Source organism: Shewanella sp. 125m-7 (assembly GCF_052977045.1).
This window is the reverse complement of record NZ_JBRILQ010000004.1, coordinates 1-18,262: the sequence shown is the minus strand read 5'-3', so window position 1 is coordinate 18,262 and position 18,262 is coordinate 1. Positions and strand designations below refer to the sequence as shown.

The window sequence follows — 18,262 nt, the reverse complement described above, 5'->3', positions numbered from 1 at the left end:
TTCCCAATCTTTCGGTTATAGGATTGGGTTCACTTTATTTAGGATCTTAGCGGATAGCGCTTCTCCTTCCTGTTGGGAGGTTTGCCTTATTCTGTGTTCTGCTACGTGCATGAATATAGCTTGCACATCTTCAGGGACAAGATATGTACGGCCATTGATAAAGGCCCAAGCCTTAGCTGCTTGTAGTATGGCTTTACTTGCCCGAGGAGAAAGCCCTACGCCTAAAGATTCACCTCGAGAGGTGTTTACCAATGCCAGAATATAGTTTAGTAAGGCGTCTGATACACTGACATTGTCGATGCTGGCTTGCAACTCTTGCAGAGATTGCGCCGATAAGCACTCGGGTAAAATGGTTGCTTTTGCATTGCCAGCGGGGCCCTTTAACATGGTGAACTCGGCCTGAGGGGAAGGATAGCCAATCGATATGCGCATCATAAAGCGGTCTAACTGAGATTCGGGTAAAGGAAAGGCTCCTGATTGCTCACTGGGGTTTTGCGTGGCAATAACGAAAAACGGTTGGGGTAATTCGTAAGTCGTACCATCAACAGTAATTTGCTGCTCTGCCATGGCTTCTAACAGTGCGCTTTGGGTTTTAGGGCTTGCGCGGTTAATTTCATCGGCTAAAACCATCTGTTTAAAGATGGGGCCGGGATGAAAGATAAATTGAGATTGTTGTTTATCGAAAATGGACACACCTAAAATATCAGCAGGTAGCATATCACTGGTGAATTGAATTCTTTGATAACTTAACCCTAATGTTTGCGCCAACCCATGAGAAAGACTTGTTTTCCCCATTCCCGGTAGATCTTCAATTAACAAGTGCCCTCTGGCTAAAATACAGGTTAACGCGAGTTTTATTTGATGAGGCTTACCAAGTAGCACTGTTTCCAGTTGCTGCAAAACGCTGCTTATATTTAAGTTGAGCATAGAAACCCTGTCTTTTTATCGTTTTAGTTATTATTCCTGCGCCTCTCTACTATGGTGTAAAACAGATTCTCTTTCCAGTAAAGCTAGACGGTTCGTGTTTCTTATAAGAGGGGTTATCAGTAATCGATAAGCTAAAGAATCCATGGTATTCAGTGATTTACCCCGTTTTCGCCACCATTTTCAAGCCGCTGCTTATTAGCCGATAAATAGCAGTAGGTTTAGCCTGATAAATCAGCCTGAACCATTAATGAATTTGAACCACGTTCAATAAAGCTGACACCTTTTGAGCAGAACGTCTCCTTTAGATGTAGATCTAGATGTAATGGGCTTGCTTGTGGGCTCCGCTAGCCTTGATTGTAATGCTAGTCGCTAGTCGCTAGTCGCTAGTCGCTAGTCGCTAGTCGCTTTAGTAATCAAATGTCAGCTCTTGCTCCGATAGTAATTCAGGCGACTTATCTTGTTTAACCTGATAAATGACTCGGTAACTTAACACTGCCTGTACATATTCTCGAGTCTCACGGTAGGGGATTGATTCGATAAAGCTAACTACATCAAGTTTACCGTCACTCTTTTTAAGCCAACTGTTTATACGATGTGGACCCGCATTATAAGATGCGGTAGCTAATACTCTATTTTGATCAAATTGCTTGAGTAAACCACTGTAATAGGCGCTACCTAATGCAATATTAAGGTTTGCATCGTATAGGCTTTTTATTCCACGGTAGGGCAGTTTGGTTTTGTTCGCGGTTTGCTTTGCCGTCGCAGGCATCAGCTGCATATAACCACGAGCACCGACCCCAGATGTCGCGTTAGGGTAATAGGCGCTTTCTCTACGGGAAATTGAGCGAATTTCGTCGATATCGACGGCATATTTTTTGCTGGCATGGCTAAATGCATTTTGCGCGGCATAAGGAAAGCGCATCTCCATATCGTTCCAGAGCTTCGCTTGTATGCTGGCTTGAACGCCAAGACTATGCCATTGTTTTTCGACAGCGTAGACCGCATATTCTTTCTGCATTGGCTTATCGTGTCGGTTTAGCAGCATAACCCACTCGGCTCTGGCATCTGATTGTTTATCGATAGCGAGAAGCTCGGCGACGCGTGCTAACCCGCTATCATCAAGTACTCGCTGCTTGAGCTGTTTGTTACTTTGACTAACTTGGTTTTGTAGTTGAAAGGGCTGCTGAAGTTTTGCCGCTGCGAGGTAACCATAAAAGTTACGTTCAAGGCGTAGGGCTTCAAACAGAGCCATTGACTGTACTTGGCTTTGTTTACTGTTGTCTTTTGCGAGTACGGTTGCACGCCAATACTTCCAGCGGGCTGTATTTTGTTTTTGCTGACTTAGTTGGGGTAAAAATGTAGCAAAACTTTTTTGGTCGTTATCTCTCAGCGCCCAACGTAAGCGCATTTCGACTAAGTCGTCACTATCAAGTAGCGGTAAAATAGTATCTACGTAGCTTTGAAGTTCAATCGTTTGATAAATCAGTGCTCGTCTAACAAGATAACGACTTAGCTTTCGGCCTTGATAATCACTGAAACGGTCGGCTTTTTGGTAAGCAGCAAATAGCTTTACCGCTTGTTTTAGATCTTTCTTGGCTAACTTTCTCAATCCTAGCTCAACAATAGTGGCATTAATTTTTGCTGAACCACTAAATTTTGATTTATGCCTTAGGCTACGTGGATCTTTATAGACGGCGAGCAAACGCTTGGCATCATTTTTATGGGTAGTTAATTGGCGTGATAGATAGGATAAGAGTCCATACTGGCCTTGCTCAAAGCTGAGCAGCATACGTGACCAGATCAGCTCTTGAGTGCGCAACCCGGCTTGTTGCCATTGTTTAAATAGAGGATCACATTCTTTAGGGCGTGAGCGACCGTAGAGCCAAAGAGATTGAGCGCCGTCATAGGCAAGTTGTTTATCGCCTTGTTGTAATTGGGCACGATAGAAATAACATTGAAGCGTAATATTGTTGGGGCTCTTTGGGCTGACAATAAGAAAGTCATTCCAGCGTTGTTGATTACCACTACGCTTAAGGTAACGGTAACGACCTGTGTTATATAGTGGACTGCCCTCAAAGGCGGCTAATTGTTTCATCGCCTGTTTTGCGGGTTGTTTCAATATACCGTTGATCTTGCTGTGAAAGTCTAAATAGATGGCGAGCGGGTAGTCATCTAATTTATCACGCATTTGTTGGTATTGGTTTAACTGTTGTTTATTTAGTGCGCTCCTTGCATCTAAATAAAGTTGCTGCTCTTTGGTCAATGTCGATGCATAGACTGATGAGCACACTAGTAGTGCTACAATCCCCGTAAAAATGCGACTTAACTGCTTGTGCATTTGCAAGAATCCTCTTGAATTTCCCTATTTTGAGCCTAGTTATGACGGCCCTGTGAGTCACTCTTGATGAAAATCATCATCTGATAAGCTTAGCGCTTTATCGAGAAGTTGGGCATCCACTTTTTTACTGGTTTGTACGCCTAAAAGTTGCATTTGATGCGCTTGACGAATGACATTGCCTTTTCCGCTCGATAACTTGTTCATAGCACTAGTGAAGTTTTTATCTGCTGATTCGAGAGCGCGGCCTAATTTATCCATGTCATCTAAGTAGCCACATAGTTTGTCGTAAATTTTACCCGCTTGTTTTGCTATCATCTGTGCATTTTGGTTCTGGTACTCATAACGCCAAATGTTGTTAATGGTTCGCAGTGCGACCAGTAAGTTCGTTGGGCTAACTAGCATGATATTGCTTTCAAGGGCGTAGTTAACAAGGCTAGGATCGTGTTCAAGCGCCAATAGAAATGCCGGTTCTAATGGGATAAACATTAATACGTAATCAAGGCTCTTTAAACCATGTAACTTTTGGTAATCCTTCTGACTTAAGCCTTTAATATGGCCGCGCACTGAAAGAATATGCTCTTTAATTGCTTGAGCTCTGAATTCATCATCATCACTGTTAAAATATCTTTCATAAGCGACCAGTGACATTTTTGCATCGATCACGACGTCTTTGTTTTCAGGTAAATGCACGATGACATCGGGCTTAAAACGTTTGCCGCTGTCATTTTTTAGATCGGTTTGGGTATCATACTCATGACCTTCTCTAAGACCACTTTCTTGTAAAACACGCTCAAGGATCACTTCTCCCCAGTTACCTTGCTGTTTATTATCACCCTTTAATGCTTTAGTGAGGTTAACAGCATCTTGGCTCATCTTTAAGTTAAGTTCAGTTAATGAGTCTAGCTGGTGTTTAAGGGCACTACGTTGAGTTTGCTCATGGGAGTATGAAGCCTGAACTTGTGCCCTAAATCCTTCTATTTGCTGCTTAAATGGCGCAAGTACACTGTCTAGCTGTTGATTGTTTTGCGATTGTAGTTTTTCACTGCGCGCTTCAAAGATTTTAGTTGCGAGGTTTTCAAACTGTGCATTTAAACGGACCTCTGAATCTTCAAGTAACTGGATTTTGTCATTAAGGGCTTGCTGTTTAGCATCAAAACTTGCGGTTAAGGTTTGTTGCATGGCATTAGACTTAGAAAGGGCAAGTTGAGTTTCCATCTGCTTGCGTTGATTATCTGCAAGAGCTTGCTCAAGATCTAGGGCTCTTTCTGCTTGCGCTTGTGCCTTGCCTAACTGCTCTATGCGAAACTCTAGTTTGTCTTGATATTGATCGATTACTAATTCTTTTTGCTGGATGTTTTCTTTTAATTCTAAAATTTCAGTCGTTAGCTCAAGTTTTGTTTGTTCCATTTCATCCATAAGCTGCTTTCGAAGATATTCCCATTTAACTCTAGTTTTTCTTTGGTTAAATAACGCGCCAATTAACATTGAAAGAAAAGCGATTGCGGCGATGATAACGATTTGTGCAGTTGAGAAGGCGAGTTCTAAAGGCATGTGAGAAGGCTCTTAACATGGTGGATGAAGCGCTAGAGTGGCACGGTGATTTAAACACTGCAAGCATAAGCAGATGATTAGTAAAGTAAGTGGTGCAGAGATAATCACCTGTTAACAAAGTGTGACGTATAGCTAGGTGGTAATTTAATTAATGCTGATTTGAAACCTTTCTCAAAAAAGAGCGGTCTGATTAGTTAATAGCAATATATTGATACGAAAAAGGATGGACGCGGCCAATGAATATAAAAAAAGCTGCTGCATGGGATAAATTTAAAGACAGTGATATTACGCCAGAAGAGGTGTATCAAGACCGTAGGCGCATCCTCAAGCAGATGGGGTTTGTGGGGGCGGGGGCGCTATTGTCTTCCCACGCCAATGCTGGTGTCTTTGATTTTTTTTCGGATGATAAGCAACAAGCAGCGTATCTAACGAAAAAGTTACCTTTTGCTAAGCAAACTCAATATGACCATCTGCTCTATGGGGCACTTACACCTGAATCAAAAATTACATCTCATAATAACTTCTATGAATTTGGCACCAGTAAAACAGATCCGCAGGAAAATGCACAAAGCCTTAAGATTGAACCATGGAAATTAGTGATAGATGGCGAAGTCGATAAGCCTATGACGTTAGATTATGATGATTTGCTGAAACTGTTTCCTCTAGAAGAGCGAGCCTATAATTTCCGCTGCGTTGAGGCTTGGTCAATGGTCATCCCTTGGGTGGGCTTTTCATTAGCTAACTTACTTAAGAAGGTTGGGGTGAACAGTAATGCGAAGTATGTTGCCTTTGAGACTTTATATGACCCTGAGCAGATGCCGGGGCAAAGGAGTCGGTATGCCGGAGGAGGGATTAATTACCCTTACGTAGAGGGCTTAACCTTAGCCGAGGCCATGAATGACTTAACCTTTATGTCTGTCGGTCTTTATGGCAAAACATTACCCCCGCAAAATGGCGCGCCAATTCGCCTAGTGGTGCCGTGGAAGTATGGATTTAAGAGTATTAAGTCTATAGTTCGTATTCGCTTAACCGATAAGCAACCGCCGACATCCTGGAATCAACTTGCAGCCAGTGAGTATGGTTTTTACGCAAATGTTAATCCAGAGGTTGATCATCCTAGGTGGTCGCAGGCATCAGAGCGAAGAATCGCCGAAGGCGGGCTTTTCTCAGCCAAACGGATCCCGACTTTGCCATTTAATGGCTATGGCGACATTGTTTCTGAACTATATAAAGGCATGGATTTAAATAAGTTTTATTAAATTAGGCCGAGTCACGGTTTTTTGTTAATTGTTAATTGATTCGCTAGGAGATTTTATGCGTTTAAATCGCCGTTCTGTATTTTGGCTAAAAGTGCTATTTCACACGCTGGGCTTGCTGCCAATCGTTTATTTAGTACTAAAAGTCGTTAGTGATAATGCGGGGGGCGATCCGGTGCAATATATCATTCATTTTACCGGTATTGGCGCACTAAATGCGCTGGCTGCAACCTTGCTTATTTCGCCTATTGCTAAGGTGTTTAAGCAAGGGGGATTGTTGCAAACTAGGCGTTTAGTGGGCTTATATGTTTTTGCGTATGCAAGCCTACATGTACTGGCGTTTTTTAGTTTAGATTTACTATTTGCATGGTCGCTGTTTTTTGAAGAGGTCATTAAGCGCCCTTACATATTGGTTGGGGCAACGGCCTATGTTTTACTTACCTTACTGGCATTAACTTCGTTTAAAGGGGTAATGCGTAAAATGGGTAAGAGTTGGCAAAAATTACATAATTGGATCTATCTTATCGCTATATTGGTACCAATACATTTCTATTGGTCGGTAAAGTCTGAGGTGATAGAGCCAAGTCTGTATATATTACTCTTTGCTATTCTGTTGGGTTTTAGAGTTTGGCAAAGTAAAACGTGCAAGCAATTATTTATAAAGTGTTTTCGTATGCTTACATGCAATAAAGAAACTCAATATTTAAATTGACGCCCAGTCAATGAAAAGCTTCAAGCTTGAGAGTGCGCTATTCAATTAACATTATTCTATGTTTAATATTTCTGGTGTTGGCACTATAGTGATTAGGGCATAGCTATAAAATAAAGGCAGATAATATTGCCTTTTTATATCAATGACAGATAAGTGATAACCAAAAGCCTGCTATTTGCGCGTACCAAGTGTTTCTGTTGCTTGCTAAAAATGAGCAATACTCGCATAGAACTTGAGGTTTTTGTGGCAAAGTCGCAAGCAGGAGTAGGCTAATTGAAGGCTAGGGCGAGTGAGCGTAGCAGGTAATATTAGAGACAGAATAAAACTTATCAACACCAAACGCCGCTGAGCTATTTTTTATGTAAGCTATGTCACCTAGCCCATCCTTAGGCTGACGTCGATATTTGACTCTAGTGTCGAGATTGATACGTGGTTAATTCAAATCACAAATCACAAATCACAAATCACCAAATCGGTTTATTGAATTTTTTGATTGCTTTAGTTTATTAGATTAATGAGTGTAATTACTTTTTAAAAGTCTTTATAACCACTTGCTATTAATCGTTTCCTTGCTGCTTCATTACTCGAATAACATCTTCATAAGACATGTTAAATTGACGGGATAAGTTGATGATTTTAGTTTTATAAGTTTGAATGTTCTCTTGTTGAGCTAACAATCTTTTTTCATTCTCAACTAATTCATTGACCGCTTCTTGTAATATTAATAAACGACGAAGATTAAAATCTAGAGAGTCTATGTACTTTAGCATTTGCACTTTATTGCGAGCTTGCTCTAAGTCACCAGAGTGTTTTTTATCATAACCATACTGGTCTAGTGCTGCGATAGCACTTTCTAATTCGAGATTATTGTTCATTTTTACCTACGGTTAACAGAATGGTCTGTGTACAGACATTAAACAAGATTATAGTTTGTATTCTAGCTGGGGAAAAGCCTGAAATGCATAAAAGATAGCTTAATTCATCTGTTAATACTTGGGTTTCGGCTCTCGACCTGTCACTCTACTGCTTATTGATAACGATATTTGCGTGGAGGCCCAATGTTGGATTTGTTACCTGACCTATTTGATACCTACGCCGACAAGTTAATCTTGTTACCGCCAATGTTTATCTCTTATGGGAAAGCGGAGTGCTTTTGGGGAGAGGTTGTTACCGTAAAATGTTTTCGCGATAACTCTAAAGTGAAAGAGTTATTGGCTCAAGAGGGTAAAGGTAGGGTGTTAGTCGTCGATGGACAAGGTGTGATGGACTGTGCTTTGTTAGGCGATATGATTGCCGAAAATGCTGCTCATAATGGCTGGAGTGGCGTAGTTATTTTTGGTTGTGTACGAGACGTCGGTACACTGAGTACGATTAATTTAGGTATTAAAGCCATAGGTGCCAATCCGATAAAGACGGTTAAAAAAGGGATAGGTGAAGTGAATATTGCCGTTGAAATATATGGCGTCATCATATCTCCACACTCTTTCATCTATGCAGATGGTAATGGCGTTGCTGTTGCTAATGAAGCCTTAGATATATCCGTGCTAAATTTAAAATAACTTATTTTGTGATAACAGATGGAACCTGCTATGAAATTTTTAAAATGGTTTTTTATTTCAATCTTAGGATTGGTTCTTGCGTTGGTACTTTATGTCACCGTCATTTTTGATCCCAATGACTTTAAACCACAAATTGTCGATATTGTGAAGGACAAGACGGGCCGAGAATTGGTGATAGGCAGTGACTTGTCTTGGACGTTTTTTCCAAGTCTAGGCATTAAGCTAGGACAAATAACCTTATCCAATCCTGATGGGTTTAAAAATCCATCCATGGTGTCAGTCAAACAAGTTGTTGCCGAAGTGGCATTGATGCCACTACTGAAAAAAGAGGTCGAAATCTCTCAGCTTAACCTGGATGGATTGACCTTAATGCTTGAAACTCAAAAAGATGGCCGTACGAGTTTTGATGGGTTAAGTGGAGATGCTAAGGCTAAGGCTAAGACACAGGCAGAGACAAAAGCAGATGCTTCAGCAGATGGTGGCGTGAACTTAGCGCGTTTAGATATTGGTGGCATCGCAATTACCAATACTAAAATTACCAATATCGATAATGTGACTCAAACAGAGCAAGTGTTTGCATTAAAAGAGCTGATATTAGGACGTTTTCAGTTAGGCGAGTTTGCATCTCTTAAGTATGAATTATCTGCAACCTTACCTGATATGGATCTGGTTAGCCAAGGAGAGGGGCTGCTAAAGGTTGCACAAGATCTTAAGACGATAACCATTAATGAATTTGTCATAAGTAACCAGGTGACTGCTGAAGGGCTTCCTCATGGTAGCTTAAAAGCCGATCTGAATACATCTCTGGTTGTGGCTTTGGATAATCAAACCCTCAGCCTAGTACTTTCAAGTTTTAGTGCCGCTAATATTAACGCATCTGGTTCACTTGATGTGGCTTACGGCAATAAAGTGCCAAACATCGTGGCTAAATTAGACGTGGGCGATGTGGATCTTGACGCGATGTTACCAAAGCAAGAGGGTGAACAAGCTAAAGAGGCTCAACCATCTACAACAGCATCTAAAGCGGTTGAACCCGATTTAACGGCAATGAAATCGATAAACCTTGATGTCGACGTTCGAGTAAAGTCAGTTAAAGTCGCTAACTTAAAAACTCAAAACTGGGTGATGCAATTAGTGATGAAAGGTGGCGTTGCTGATATGAAGCAGCTATCGGCTGATCTGTATGGTGGAAAAGTTAACGCATCGGCTAAAATCGATGGCCGTAATAAGGTTGCTACATATCAATTCGATGAACGCTTAAGCGGAGTCGATATTCGTGCTTTGTTAATCGATATGGCCGAAGTGGACATGCTTGATGGTAAGGCGAACTTCAACGTTGCCGGTAAAGGTAAGGGCTTAATTCCAGACAACTTGAAAAGGAATTTGCTCGCCAATGGTAAGTTTGAAATCGCCGATGGTGCTATTCATGGCGTCAATATTCCACAGATGATCCGTGAGGCAAAGGCGAAACTTGGTGGTGATTTGTCATCAGATGCAGGTTCAACTGAGCAAAAGACCGACTTTACTAGCATGACAGGTTCGTTCCGTATTGCTAAAGGTGTGGTTTCAAATCCAGATTTGGATATGGCATCACCGCTTATTCGTCTAAGAGGCGCTGGTACGGCCAATATTATTAACGAAGCGTTAGATTATAAATTAACGACATCGGTTGTTGGCTCATTAGAAGGTCAGGGCGGGGATGAGCGAGATGCCCTCTACGGTGTTGAAATTCCTTTCGTGATTACCGGCACTATGTCTGATCCTAAGTTTGCACTAGATACTAAGGCACTGCTGGACTCAAAACTTAAAGATGAAACCAATAAGTTGAAAGACAGCTTATTCAAGAAATTCGGAGGTCTGTAATGCTCAAAAAAGTGTTGTTGCCATTGGTGGTGTTTAGTTTGATGGGATGCTCAGATCAGCAAGCTGACAGCGTTAAAGCTGAGACGACTAAAGATGAAACAGTGGCTGCAGAAAATGCGCTGCAGTCTCAAGATCAAACTACAGTCAAATCTAATGCTCAAACAGCAGTGCAACCCGTTACTGTGTCACCGAGTGCTAGCACGAATGTTGTTGTGGGTATTGTCGCTACTGAAAGTACTGAAAGTACTGAAGATAGTGCGTCTAAAAAGGATCAATCTATGAGTAAGGCTCTGTTAGACGCTAAGCTTGTAGTGAATGATAAAGCGAATATTACGCTGCAATATACTAATAATCAGCGCTATGGCGTCCCATTATTATTTGTCTCAGGGATGACTGCCGATCTATGGTTACTCGATCCCGCGGGTCACAGAGTTTGGGCTTGGTCGAATGAGATGATGTTTACCCAAGCATTAAGAGAAACCGTGATGCCAGCGGGTAAAACTCAAAATGTTAAGTTTACTATCCCGGCTAGTGTCGCGGCCAAAATCACCAAAGGCTATAGCCTCAAGGCGTTATTTGCTGGAAAAGCAACGGAGTCGCAAACTCCGGCGATGCTGCCCGTGACCTATCAATATTGATGTTAAGTAATAGTACGGAGTAGTCTTTTGGCCAATATCCGTTGTTATTCTCTCATTAGGCATTAGGCATTAGGCATTAGGCATTAGGCATTAGGCATATACCCGTCAAGACGGGTATTGCACCCATCAAAAAGGCGACCATTGGTCGCCTTTTTAATTTCTGTCAGTTTCATACCGATTGGTATTATCTGCCAGTGTATGAGTTATTTGCTTTACGTTCTCACTTTAGTCATATCCACATAAAGCTTAAGCATTTGGCCCGGCTTAATGTATTTGCTGTTCTCTAGTGAGTTCCAACGAACTAAATCAGTCACTCTGACATTAAACTTACTGGCAATACGCGCTAATGAATCACCGTTACGCACCTTGTAATTAACAGTGCGCATCACTTCACTCAAGCTTTGCTTACTTGACGGGTTACCGGACCAAATCACCAGCTTTTGGCCAATTTGCAACGGGTCTTTTGGCGCCATGCTATTCCAGCTAGCAAGCTGAGCCGTTTTAACTTTATGTTGCTTAGCAATTTTCCACAGTGAATCACCTGATTTTACTTTGTAGGTAATTTTACTCGCACCATGATTTTTATTCTGCTGACGGCTTAAACGCTGATCTGCAGATAATAGATATTCATCTAAACTTTTTGCGGCAACAGGGATCAGTAAATACTTACCCGCGACAATAGTATTGCCGTTAATATCATTAACCGATTTTAACGCCGCAATTGTTGTTTTGTAGCGTGTTGCGATTAAACCTAAACTGTCGCCAGATTTAATTTTATAGCGTTCCCAGTTTAAACGATCGTTAGTATGAGTGTTGTTTAGCGCGAGCTTAAATGCATCCACTTTATCAACGGGTAATACAAGGTTGTGCGGCCCGTCCGGTGCCGTCGCCCAGCGGTTATAACCAGGATTAAGCTTGTGCAGCTCAGACGTTGTCATGTCGGCAATATCTGCCGCCAATGCCAAATCGATTTGGCTACCAATATCCACGACTTCAATTTGTGGTTGATTGCTGATCGGCGTGAGCTTAATACCATATTTGTCGGCATTCTTAATTACGTCAGCCAAGGCGAGTAACTGAGGTACATAGCGCTCAGTTTCTCTTGGTAGGTTTAAGCTAAAGAAATCAGTTGGTATACCTTTCTTCTTATTACGCTTAGCAGCATTAATTACACGGCCTTCGCCTGTGTTATAGGCGGCAATCGCATATAACCAGTTTTGGCCAGTCTTACCGTGCAGATATTCAAGCATATCAAGCGCGGCTGTTGTCGCTGCTGGTACATCACGTCGACCGTCATACCACCAGTTCATTTGAAGCCCGAAATGACGAGCCATAGGCGATGTGAACTGCCATAATCCAGATGCAGCGCCGTGAGAATAGGCAAATGGATCGAAAGCACTTTCGACGATTGGCAGCAAGGCTAGTTCTATCGGTAAGTTACGCTTCTCAATCTCTTCAACAATAAGATACATAAACGGTGTAGCACGTTCAGATACTCGCTCTAGATGTTGCGGGTGCTTGATATACCAGTCACGATACTGGCGAACCAGTTTTTCATCGGGTATTTCCATCTGCATATCTAGACGAATACGCTGCCAGATATCAGTGATCTGAACGGTCTCTACGACTTCAGGTACAACAACAGGTGCTACGGTGACTTTCTCTACAGCAACAGGCGTAGCGGGGATCCTTTCTTCAGTCTGCTGGCTGCCGAAATGTTGACAACCTGTCAGCAGGGCAATCCCCCCCGCGACGAATAAAAATGGTACGCGCATTTAAAATGTGTGTCCTTAGATTAGGCTCAAAAAAGCCAGAAAAATCTGGCTTAGTGGCGCTGAAATAGCGGGCTATTGTAGATTATTTTTTAGAAATTGTCTTTCCATTGACGCAGAAGTGCGAAGCTTTGCACGGGATCGTTTATAGGTTGTTGGAATTGAACGGCTAAAATTTGTTGAATTTCTGCACTAGTTGCCCTTAAAAAGGGGTTTATAGCCTTTTCTAGGCCGATTGATGACGGCAACGTAGGCTTATTTCGTTCTCTGCGCGCCTTGGCATCAGAGGTATATTTGATGAGTTCTGCGTTATTGGGTTCAACCGTGTTGGCAAATGCCAAATTCGCTAAGGTGTATTCGTGAGCGCAAAAAACGCGGGTACTGTCAGGCAACAAGCTCAACTGAGTTAATGAATGATACATCTGCTCAGCAGTCCCTTCAAATAAGCGACCACACCCCGCGCTAAATAGGGTATCACCACAAAATAATGCATCTTCAATTAGGTAGCTTATATGGCCTAATGTGTGCCCCGGGAGCTGATTAATGCTTGCAACTAAGTCTGTATTTTCTAATGTGATACTTTCGCTTACTGCGATTGGGCGATTAATGCCGGTGATATTTTCTGATTGTGGGCCGTAAACCGGTGTTGCAACGCCGTAATGATTAACCAGTAACTCAATACCACCAGTATGATCATGGTGATGGTGAGTAATCAAGATCCCAAGTAGTGATAGGTTATGTCGTGTTAAGTAATCAATAACGACTTGTCCGTCGCCTGGGTCAACAACATAAGCCCCCGTATTGGGTTGAGTTTGCAGTATCCAGATATAATTATCGTTAAACGCAGGTAATGGAGTGATCTGTAGCATAACTGGACTCTCTATTGAGTAACGTATTTAGGAAACGAAATTTAGAAATTAACCGTTCTACTTAATTTATTTGAGCACTTAAACAAGTTTACTGACCAAAGCTATTGCTTGTATACCGCTTTCGTTATTAAAGTAGGGTATTAGTGATGTTGGAGATTGATTTGTCACAGCCTGAATTACCACTAAAACCCTATCATTGGTCGGAACTCCCTAATGGCCCTGTCATTCGCCAGGGCGTTGAGCAGGCGCTCGCTCCTTGGTGGCCCAGACTCTTTGGCTACTATATGCTCAATCTTGGCCCATTAAGTCAAAAGACGGCTAAGCCTAATGTGGGAATTAGTAGACAGTACTCATTATATGACACTCAACCTGCCAATATCGAAGCGGACTATGGTCAGCTACCGGTCCAGAATTCGAGTATTGATGCGGTGGTGATGAACTTCATTTTAGAGTTTGAGGCGGATCCTTATCGCTTACTAAGAGAAGTCGATAGAGTGCTTATCTCCGGAGGTCATTTAATTATTAGTGGATTTAACCCTCTCAGTCCGATGTTTATAGGGCAAGTTTTGCCAAAATATCAGCAAGAGATCCCGTGGAATGGACGTTTCTTTATGCCATCTAGGGTAAAAGATTGGTTAGGGTTATTAGGCTATCAAGTGGTGGCGGATGAGCGGTTATTGCATCATCATTTACTTAGCGAAGTAAAACTTGGCGGGATATGGTCACACGCGCTGAAATCTTGGTTACCAAGCACGGGCAGTATTTATGTATTAGTGGCTAAAAAACTTGAGACACCATTAACGCCAATACAGGCTAAACGAAAAGTAAAACAGCCCAATTGGTCTACCGCTCCAAGCGCTGGACGAGCGGGGCATGCCTCTAAATCTTCAAATTAATATTAAGAACCTTTAATGCGAATCACATTAAAACAGTTGGCCATTTTTGAGGCCGTCGCGCGTAGCGGTCAGGTAGCTAAAGCGGCTGAGATGGTTAACTTATCCTCTCCCGCAGCATCCATGGCGTTATCTGAGTTAGAGAAACAGTTAGATACTCGTTTATTTGAGCGTATTGGCAACCGCTTACGCTTAAACTCCCAAGGCAGTTTATTATTACCGTTAGCAACTGAAGCGTTGCAAAAGATTGACCAAATTGAGCATACATTCTCAGCTGCGGGAGCAGAGTTAGGCGGCAACTTAACGATTAGCGCCAGCTCGACCATTGGTAATTATCTACTGGCAAGAAGCGCAGTGGCCTTTTGCCAGCAGCATACTAATACTCAAGTCAATGTTGATATTGATAATAGCCAAGCTGTAATCAATGCCGTGCTGGAGTTCAGAAGTGAAATGGGGTTTATTGAAAGCCAGTGCCTCGATAGCCGTATCGCGGTTGAAGCTTGGCATAAGGATAAATTATTAGTCTTTTGTCATCCTGCTCATCCACTGGCGGGTAAACGAGTACCGCCAAGTGAGTTACATAATATGTCTTGGGTGATGCGAGAAGAGGGCTCTGGTACGCGAGATTATTTTATCAATGCGGCCAATATGCTTGATATGCAACCACAGGAAAAATTTCGGTTTTCTACTCCAGAAGCCATCAAGCAAGCGGTAAAGCAAGGCGCCGGGCTCGGAGTATTATCGGAGCTCACGCTTGAAAAAGAACTGATACGTAAAGAGTTAGCAATTATCGAGGTTGAAGGCTTAATGTTAGAACGTAAGTTCTATCGTATTCATCACAAGAGTCGCAATTTTAATCCGATAGGCTTAGCCTTTATCGATTTTTGCCGTAGTTTTTTAAATACGGAGAGTTAGACCGTTTTCAGCTTTGACTGTGTTGGGTATAACACATGCGGTATTAGGCTAATGAGCGTGCATGAGTGCCACTGATTAGCCTATTGGGTGCTAGAGCTTGCTTGGGCTTGGCTTATGCTTGGCTTATGCTTGTTCTTGCTGACTTATGTAGCCAGTGTCTTCCTGTTTAGGTTTAGCTTCAGCGGCTTGTCGGGCAAGGTCGTCACATCGTTCATTCTCGGTATGACCAGCGTGTCCTTTTACCCAACGCCAATCAATTTGATGACGCTGTGATACGGTATCGAGGCGTTTCCACAGGTCGACATTTTTTACCGGTTGATTAGCTGAGGTGATCCAACCTTTACGCTTCCAGCCATGGATCCACTGAGTGATCCCTTGACGCATATATTGGCTATCGCTAGTGAGTATGACCTGACAAGGGACTTTTAACACTTCCAGAGCTACAATAGGGGCGAGCAACTCCATACGATTGTTCGTGGTGAGGGCGAAGCCGTCGGCAAGCTCTTTTGTTTGCTTTTTATACTTTAAAACGATGCCATAACCACCAGGGCCAGGATTTCCGAGGCAAGAACCGTCGGTATAGATAGAGATCTGTTTCAGTCCAGTCATCAAGTTGCTACCATAGCTATAATTGCTGGGCGAGTATACCCAAAAAAATTAACTGAGAAATGTATAAATTCATATGAATATTGTTTCAAGCGCGAAGCGACAAATTATTCTCGATACCGAAACCACTGGTATGAACCAATCGAGCGGTCCAATTTATTTAGGTCATAGGATCATTGAAATTGGTTGTGTTGAAGTGATAAACCGTCGTTTAACGGGTCGTCATTATCACGAGTACATTAATCCGCAGCAGCCGATTGATGAAGAGGCGATTGCAGTTCACGGTATAACCAATGCATTTGTTGCAGATAAACCTAAATTTCAACAGGTTGCACAAAGCTTTATTGAATTTATCGATGGCGCAGAGATTGTGGCACATAACGCCAGCTTCGACGTTAGCTTTATGGACCATGAATTTTCGATGTTACAGCCGCGTGGCCCAAAAACCGCAGATATCTGTCAAATTCTCGATTCGTTAGCCATTGCTAAGCATCTACACCCAGGCCAAAAGAACAACTTGGACGCCTTGTGTAAGCGCTATGGTATCGATAACTCGGCGCGTGATCTCCATGGCGCGTTACTCGATGCCGAGATTTTGGCTGATGTTTACCTGTTAATGACTGGTGGCCAAACTAAATTCAACTTATCCAGTGAGAAAGCTGGGCAAGAGGGCGGCGGCATTCATCGCCTTAGTGCAGAGAGAGCAAAACTTAAAGTGATCGCCGCATCGGCCGATGAACTGATTAGACATGAAGAGCGACTCGATTTAGTCGCTAAATCAGGACAATGCCTCTGGCGCGGATAAATATCATTTTATGAGTCACTCTATGATTAGAAGCGTTAAATACTTCGCGACCTTATTACTCTGTTATTTTTCAGTGAGCAGCGCTGTTTTCGCTGATGTTGTGCTTTCTACTCATGCTTCAGAATTAAAAAATCGTTTTAGGCTCGATCATATGGTTGAGTCGGTAACGCTGCTTATTCATAGAGAGTATGGCAGCGCCCCAGTGATCATCGTGCGCCCAGACGGTAGTAAGTGGTACGTTAATCGCCACCCTGAAGCCAAGGTCACTTGGATGGAAGGCCTAACAGGTGACATGATTACTATTAAGCAGCCTATGCCAGGTCCATGGCAACTGATAGGGCAAGTGGTTGAAGGTTCGGTAATTGATAAGGTTTCACAGCTTTCTATCGATGTAGACCCTATTCCGCAGCCGCTTTTTCAAGGTGAACGTCTTAAACTAACCGCCAGATTACTGGGGGATGAGCAAAAGCTGCGTTTACCGGGCCTTGACTTTATGATGAGCTGGACCGCCCGGTTTGTCAGCGATAGTCACTCTGGCGATGAAAACTACGCCGCTGGCACGCTGATTGTTGGTAGTTATAGAGACAATGGCGAAGCATTGGATGAGCGACCTGATGATGGTGTGTTTACCAGTGATTTAGATTTAGAACAGCCATGGGGAGGCTACACGCTTCAAGTTCAGGCCAATAATGCAGTGCTCGAACGTCAATATACCGAGCCGTTTAGATTATCGCAGCGACCAATCCAAGTAGAGTTACTAACACTTGATAACAACGAAGAAGGACGGTGGACTTTAGATATTAAGTTGAATGATGAGCAGCTTAAACTTGAACAGACACATCTAGAGGCTGAGATAAAGGGACCTACTGGCAAGATGATCCCTGTAAGCATCACCGACTTTAATGGGCCACATAGCCAGTTTTTATTACCTAAAGTGATCGATTTTGGTAGTTATCATCTGAAACTAAGCGCTGTGAGTACAACGGTTAGCGGCAGAGAGATCTATTTAAGCTTGCCAGGGCTATTTTTTAATTTAATTCAGCCTCCAGAGCCACCGCCAAGTGCTGAAGAGTTAGCCGCAAGGGCCGACGCGATAGCAAAAGCACAAGAGCAGAAGGCTAAAGAGGAAGCTATTTTTCTCATTGTCTTGGCCAATACGATATTGATCGTGGTCGGGATCTTGATTTTATTATTCATTCGTAAGCGCAGTAATCTCAAAAAAGCACTAGCGGCAACAGAAGCACGCTTAGAAACTGAGGTACATCGAGAGAAGATGTTGCTCGAATTGGACCAAATTGATTTAACCATGCCAGAAGATACTGACGGAACTCACTCTACAAAAACATAGATCTAGCCTTTAATTTAACCAGTGGTGATTAAGTTTGAATCGAATTGTTCGTTTTTTGATTTGTTGGTAAGAATCTTATAAAAAATTATTGACGGACTACCTCACTCTACGTATTATTCATCGCACTTGATGTGGAGCGGTAGTTCAGTTGGTTAGAATACCGGCCTGTCACGCCGGGGGTCGCGGGTTCGAGTCCCGTCCGCTCCGCCA

General features: G+C 42.6%; 16 protein-coding genes and 1 tRNA gene. 10 read left to right on the top strand and 7 right to left on the bottom strand.

Going from position 1 to position 18,262, the window contains the following annotated elements; all coding sequences use genetic code 11:
- Window positions 1-15: 15 nt before the first annotated feature.
- The 3 genes from ACVBIL_RS02700 to rmuC all read right to left on the bottom strand — a co-directional run bounded on the left by ACVBIL_RS02700 (window position 16) and on the right by rmuC (window position 4,816).
- Window positions 16-927, bottom strand: coding sequence for an AAA family ATPase (locus tag ACVBIL_RS02700; protein ID WP_447165455.1), 912 nt, complete (start codon window positions 925-927; stop codon window positions 16-18).
- A 406-nt stretch (window positions 928-1,333) separates the two neighbouring features.
- Window positions 1,334-3,265 (bottom strand): transglycosylase SLT domain-containing protein, encoded by a 1,932-nt coding sequence (locus ACVBIL_RS02695; RefSeq protein WP_447165454.1) that lies wholly within the window; start codon window positions 3,263-3,265, stop codon window positions 1,334-1,336.
- Between the two features lie 57 nt (window positions 3,266-3,322).
- Entirely contained in the window at window positions 3,323-4,816 is a 1,494-nt protein-coding gene (gene rmuC, locus ACVBIL_RS02690) for a DNA recombination protein RmuC (protein ID WP_447165453.1), read from the bottom strand.
- A gap of 236 nt (window positions 4,817-5,052) precedes the next feature.
- Here rmuC and msrP point away from each other — a divergent pair, with 236 nt between their 5' ends.
- Together msrP and msrQ are read left to right on the top strand one after the other, a co-directional pair.
- Window positions 5,053-6,075 (top strand): protein-methionine-sulfoxide reductase catalytic subunit MsrP, encoded by a 1,023-nt coding sequence (gene msrP, locus ACVBIL_RS02685; protein WP_447165452.1) that lies wholly within the window; start codon window positions 5,053-5,055, stop codon window positions 6,073-6,075.
- Window positions 6,076-6,130: 55 nt separating this feature from the next.
- Window positions 6,131-6,784, top strand: a complete 654-nt coding sequence (msrQ, locus tag ACVBIL_RS02680) for a protein-methionine-sulfoxide reductase heme-binding subunit MsrQ (protein WP_447165451.1) — start codon at window positions 6,131-6,133, stop codon at window positions 6,782-6,784.
- Between the two features lie 557 nt (window positions 6,785-7,341).
- Here the strand turns inward: msrQ and ACVBIL_RS02675 are convergent.
- Window positions 7,342-7,659 carry a hypothetical protein gene (locus tag ACVBIL_RS02675; RefSeq protein WP_447165450.1) on the bottom strand — a complete coding sequence of 106 codons (318 nt, stop codon included), beginning with the start codon at window positions 7,657-7,659 and terminating at the stop codon, window positions 7,342-7,344.
- Between the two features lie 183 nt (window positions 7,660-7,842).
- On the opposite strand from ACVBIL_RS02675, the gene ACVBIL_RS02670 reads away from it, so the two are divergent.
- The 3 genes from ACVBIL_RS02670 to ACVBIL_RS02660 are packed head-to-tail and all read left to right on the top strand — an operon-like array spanning window position 7,843 to window position 10,844.
- Entirely contained in the window at window positions 7,843-8,343 is a 501-nt protein-coding gene (locus ACVBIL_RS02670) for a putative 4-hydroxy-4-methyl-2-oxoglutarate aldolase (RefSeq protein ID WP_447165449.1), read from the top strand.
- 30 nt (window positions 8,344-8,373) lie between these two features.
- Window positions 8,374-10,206, top strand: coding sequence for an AsmA family protein (locus tag ACVBIL_RS02665; protein WP_447165448.1), 1,833 nt, complete (start codon window positions 8,374-8,376; stop codon window positions 10,204-10,206).
- A complete protein-coding gene (locus tag ACVBIL_RS02660) occupies window positions 10,206-10,844 on the top strand; it encodes a BsuPI-related putative proteinase inhibitor (protein ID WP_447165447.1) in 639 nt (212 codons plus the stop codon). Before ACVBIL_RS02665 ends, ACVBIL_RS02660 begins: the two co-directional genes overlap by 1 nt.
- A gap of 212 nt (window positions 10,845-11,056) precedes the next feature.
- Here the strand turns inward: ACVBIL_RS02660 and ACVBIL_RS02655 are convergent, their stop codons facing one another.
- Together ACVBIL_RS02655 and gloB are read right to left on the bottom strand one after the other, a co-directional pair.
- A complete protein-coding gene (locus ACVBIL_RS02655) occupies window positions 11,057-12,619 on the bottom strand; it encodes a LysM peptidoglycan-binding domain-containing protein (RefSeq protein WP_447165446.1) in 1,563 nt (520 codons plus the stop codon).
- A gap of 89 nt (window positions 12,620-12,708) precedes the next feature.
- Window positions 12,709-13,485, bottom strand: a complete 777-nt coding sequence (gene gloB, locus ACVBIL_RS02650; RefSeq protein WP_447165445.1) for a hydroxyacylglutathione hydrolase — start codon at window positions 13,483-13,485, stop codon at window positions 12,709-12,711.
- Between the two features lie 161 nt (window positions 13,486-13,646).
- On the opposite strand from gloB, the gene ACVBIL_RS02645 reads away from it, so the two are divergent.
- Window positions 13,647-14,381: a class I SAM-dependent methyltransferase gene (locus tag ACVBIL_RS02645; RefSeq protein ID WP_447165444.1), complete on the top strand. Its 735-nt coding sequence runs from the start codon at window positions 13,647-13,649 to the stop codon at window positions 14,379-14,381.
- A 15-nt stretch (window positions 14,382-14,396) separates the two neighbouring features.
- A complete protein-coding gene (locus ACVBIL_RS02640) occupies window positions 14,397-15,293 on the top strand; it encodes a LysR substrate-binding domain-containing protein (protein WP_447165443.1) in 897 nt (298 codons plus the stop codon).
- A 123-nt stretch (window positions 15,294-15,416) separates the two neighbouring features.
- Here ACVBIL_RS02640 and rnhA read toward each other — a convergent pair whose 3' ends face one another.
- A complete protein-coding gene (gene rnhA, locus ACVBIL_RS02635; protein WP_447165442.1) occupies window positions 15,417-15,902 on the bottom strand; it encodes a ribonuclease HI in 486 nt (161 codons plus the stop codon).
- A gap of 73 nt (window positions 15,903-15,975) precedes the next feature.
- On the opposite strand from rnhA, the gene dnaQ reads away from it, so the two are divergent.
- From dnaQ to ACVBIL_RS02620, 3 genes are all read left to right on the top strand, one after another.
- Complete coding sequence (gene dnaQ, locus ACVBIL_RS02630) at window positions 15,976-16,704, top strand: DNA polymerase III subunit epsilon (RefSeq protein ID WP_447165441.1); 729 nt, start codon at window positions 15,976-15,978, stop codon at window positions 16,702-16,704.
- A 22-nt stretch (window positions 16,705-16,726) separates the two neighbouring features.
- On the top strand, window positions 16,727-18,052 hold the full coding sequence (locus tag ACVBIL_RS02625; protein ID WP_447165440.1) for a TIGR03503 family protein: 1,326 nt from the start codon (window positions 16,727-16,729) through the stop codon (window positions 18,050-18,052).
- A gap of 133 nt (window positions 18,053-18,185) precedes the next feature.
- Window positions 18,186-18,262: transfer RNA gene (locus tag ACVBIL_RS02620), tRNA-Asp, on the top strand.

What these genes read in the sequence shown, in the direction of transcription:
- ACVBIL_RS02700 (WP_447165455.1), bottom strand. Translation starts at nt 927, where the DNA reads ATGCTCAACTTAAATATAAGCAGCGTTTTGCAGCAACTGGAAACAGTG.
- ACVBIL_RS02695 (WP_447165454.1), bottom strand. Translation starts at nt 3,265, where the DNA reads ATGCACAAGCAGTTAAGTCGCATTTTTACGGGGATTGTAGCACTACTA.
- rmuC (WP_447165453.1), bottom strand. Translation starts at nt 4,816, where the DNA reads ATGCCTTTAGAACTCGCCTTCTCAACTGCACAAATCGTTATCATCGCC.
- msrP (WP_447165452.1), top strand. Translation starts at nt 5,053, where the DNA reads ATGAATATAAAAAAAGCTGCTGCATGGGATAAATTTAAAGACAGTGAT.
- msrQ (WP_447165451.1), top strand. Translation starts at nt 6,131, where the DNA reads ATGCGTTTAAATCGCCGTTCTGTATTTTGGCTAAAAGTGCTATTTCAC.
- ACVBIL_RS02675 (WP_447165450.1), bottom strand. Translation starts at nt 7,659, where the DNA reads ATGAACAATAATCTCGAATTAGAAAGTGCTATCGCAGCACTAGACCAG.
- ACVBIL_RS02670 (WP_447165449.1), top strand. Translation starts at nt 7,843, where the DNA reads ATGTTGGATTTGTTACCTGACCTATTTGATACCTACGCCGACAAGTTA.
- ACVBIL_RS02665 (WP_447165448.1), top strand. Translation starts at nt 8,374, where the DNA reads ATGAAATTTTTAAAATGGTTTTTTATTTCAATCTTAGGATTGGTTCTT.
- ACVBIL_RS02660 (WP_447165447.1), top strand. Translation starts at nt 10,206, where the DNA reads ATGCTCAAAAAAGTGTTGTTGCCATTGGTGGTGTTTAGTTTGATGGGA.
- ACVBIL_RS02655 (WP_447165446.1), bottom strand. Translation starts at nt 12,619, where the DNA reads ATGCGCGTACCATTTTTATTCGTCGCGGGGGGGATTGCCCTGCTGACA.
- gloB (WP_447165445.1), bottom strand. Translation starts at nt 13,485, where the DNA reads ATGCTACAGATCACTCCATTACCTGCGTTTAACGATAATTATATCTGG.
- ACVBIL_RS02640 (WP_447165443.1), top strand. Translation starts at nt 14,397, where the DNA reads ATGCGAATCACATTAAAACAGTTGGCCATTTTTGAGGCCGTCGCGCGT.
- rnhA (WP_447165442.1), bottom strand. Translation starts at nt 15,902, where the DNA reads ATGACTGGACTGAAACAGATCTCTATCTATACCGACGGTTCTTGCCTC.
- dnaQ (WP_447165441.1), top strand. Translation starts at nt 15,976, where the DNA reads ATGAATATTGTTTCAAGCGCGAAGCGACAAATTATTCTCGATACCGAA.
- ACVBIL_RS02625 (WP_447165440.1), top strand. Translation starts at nt 16,727, where the DNA reads ATGATTAGAAGCGTTAAATACTTCGCGACCTTATTACTCTGTTATTTT.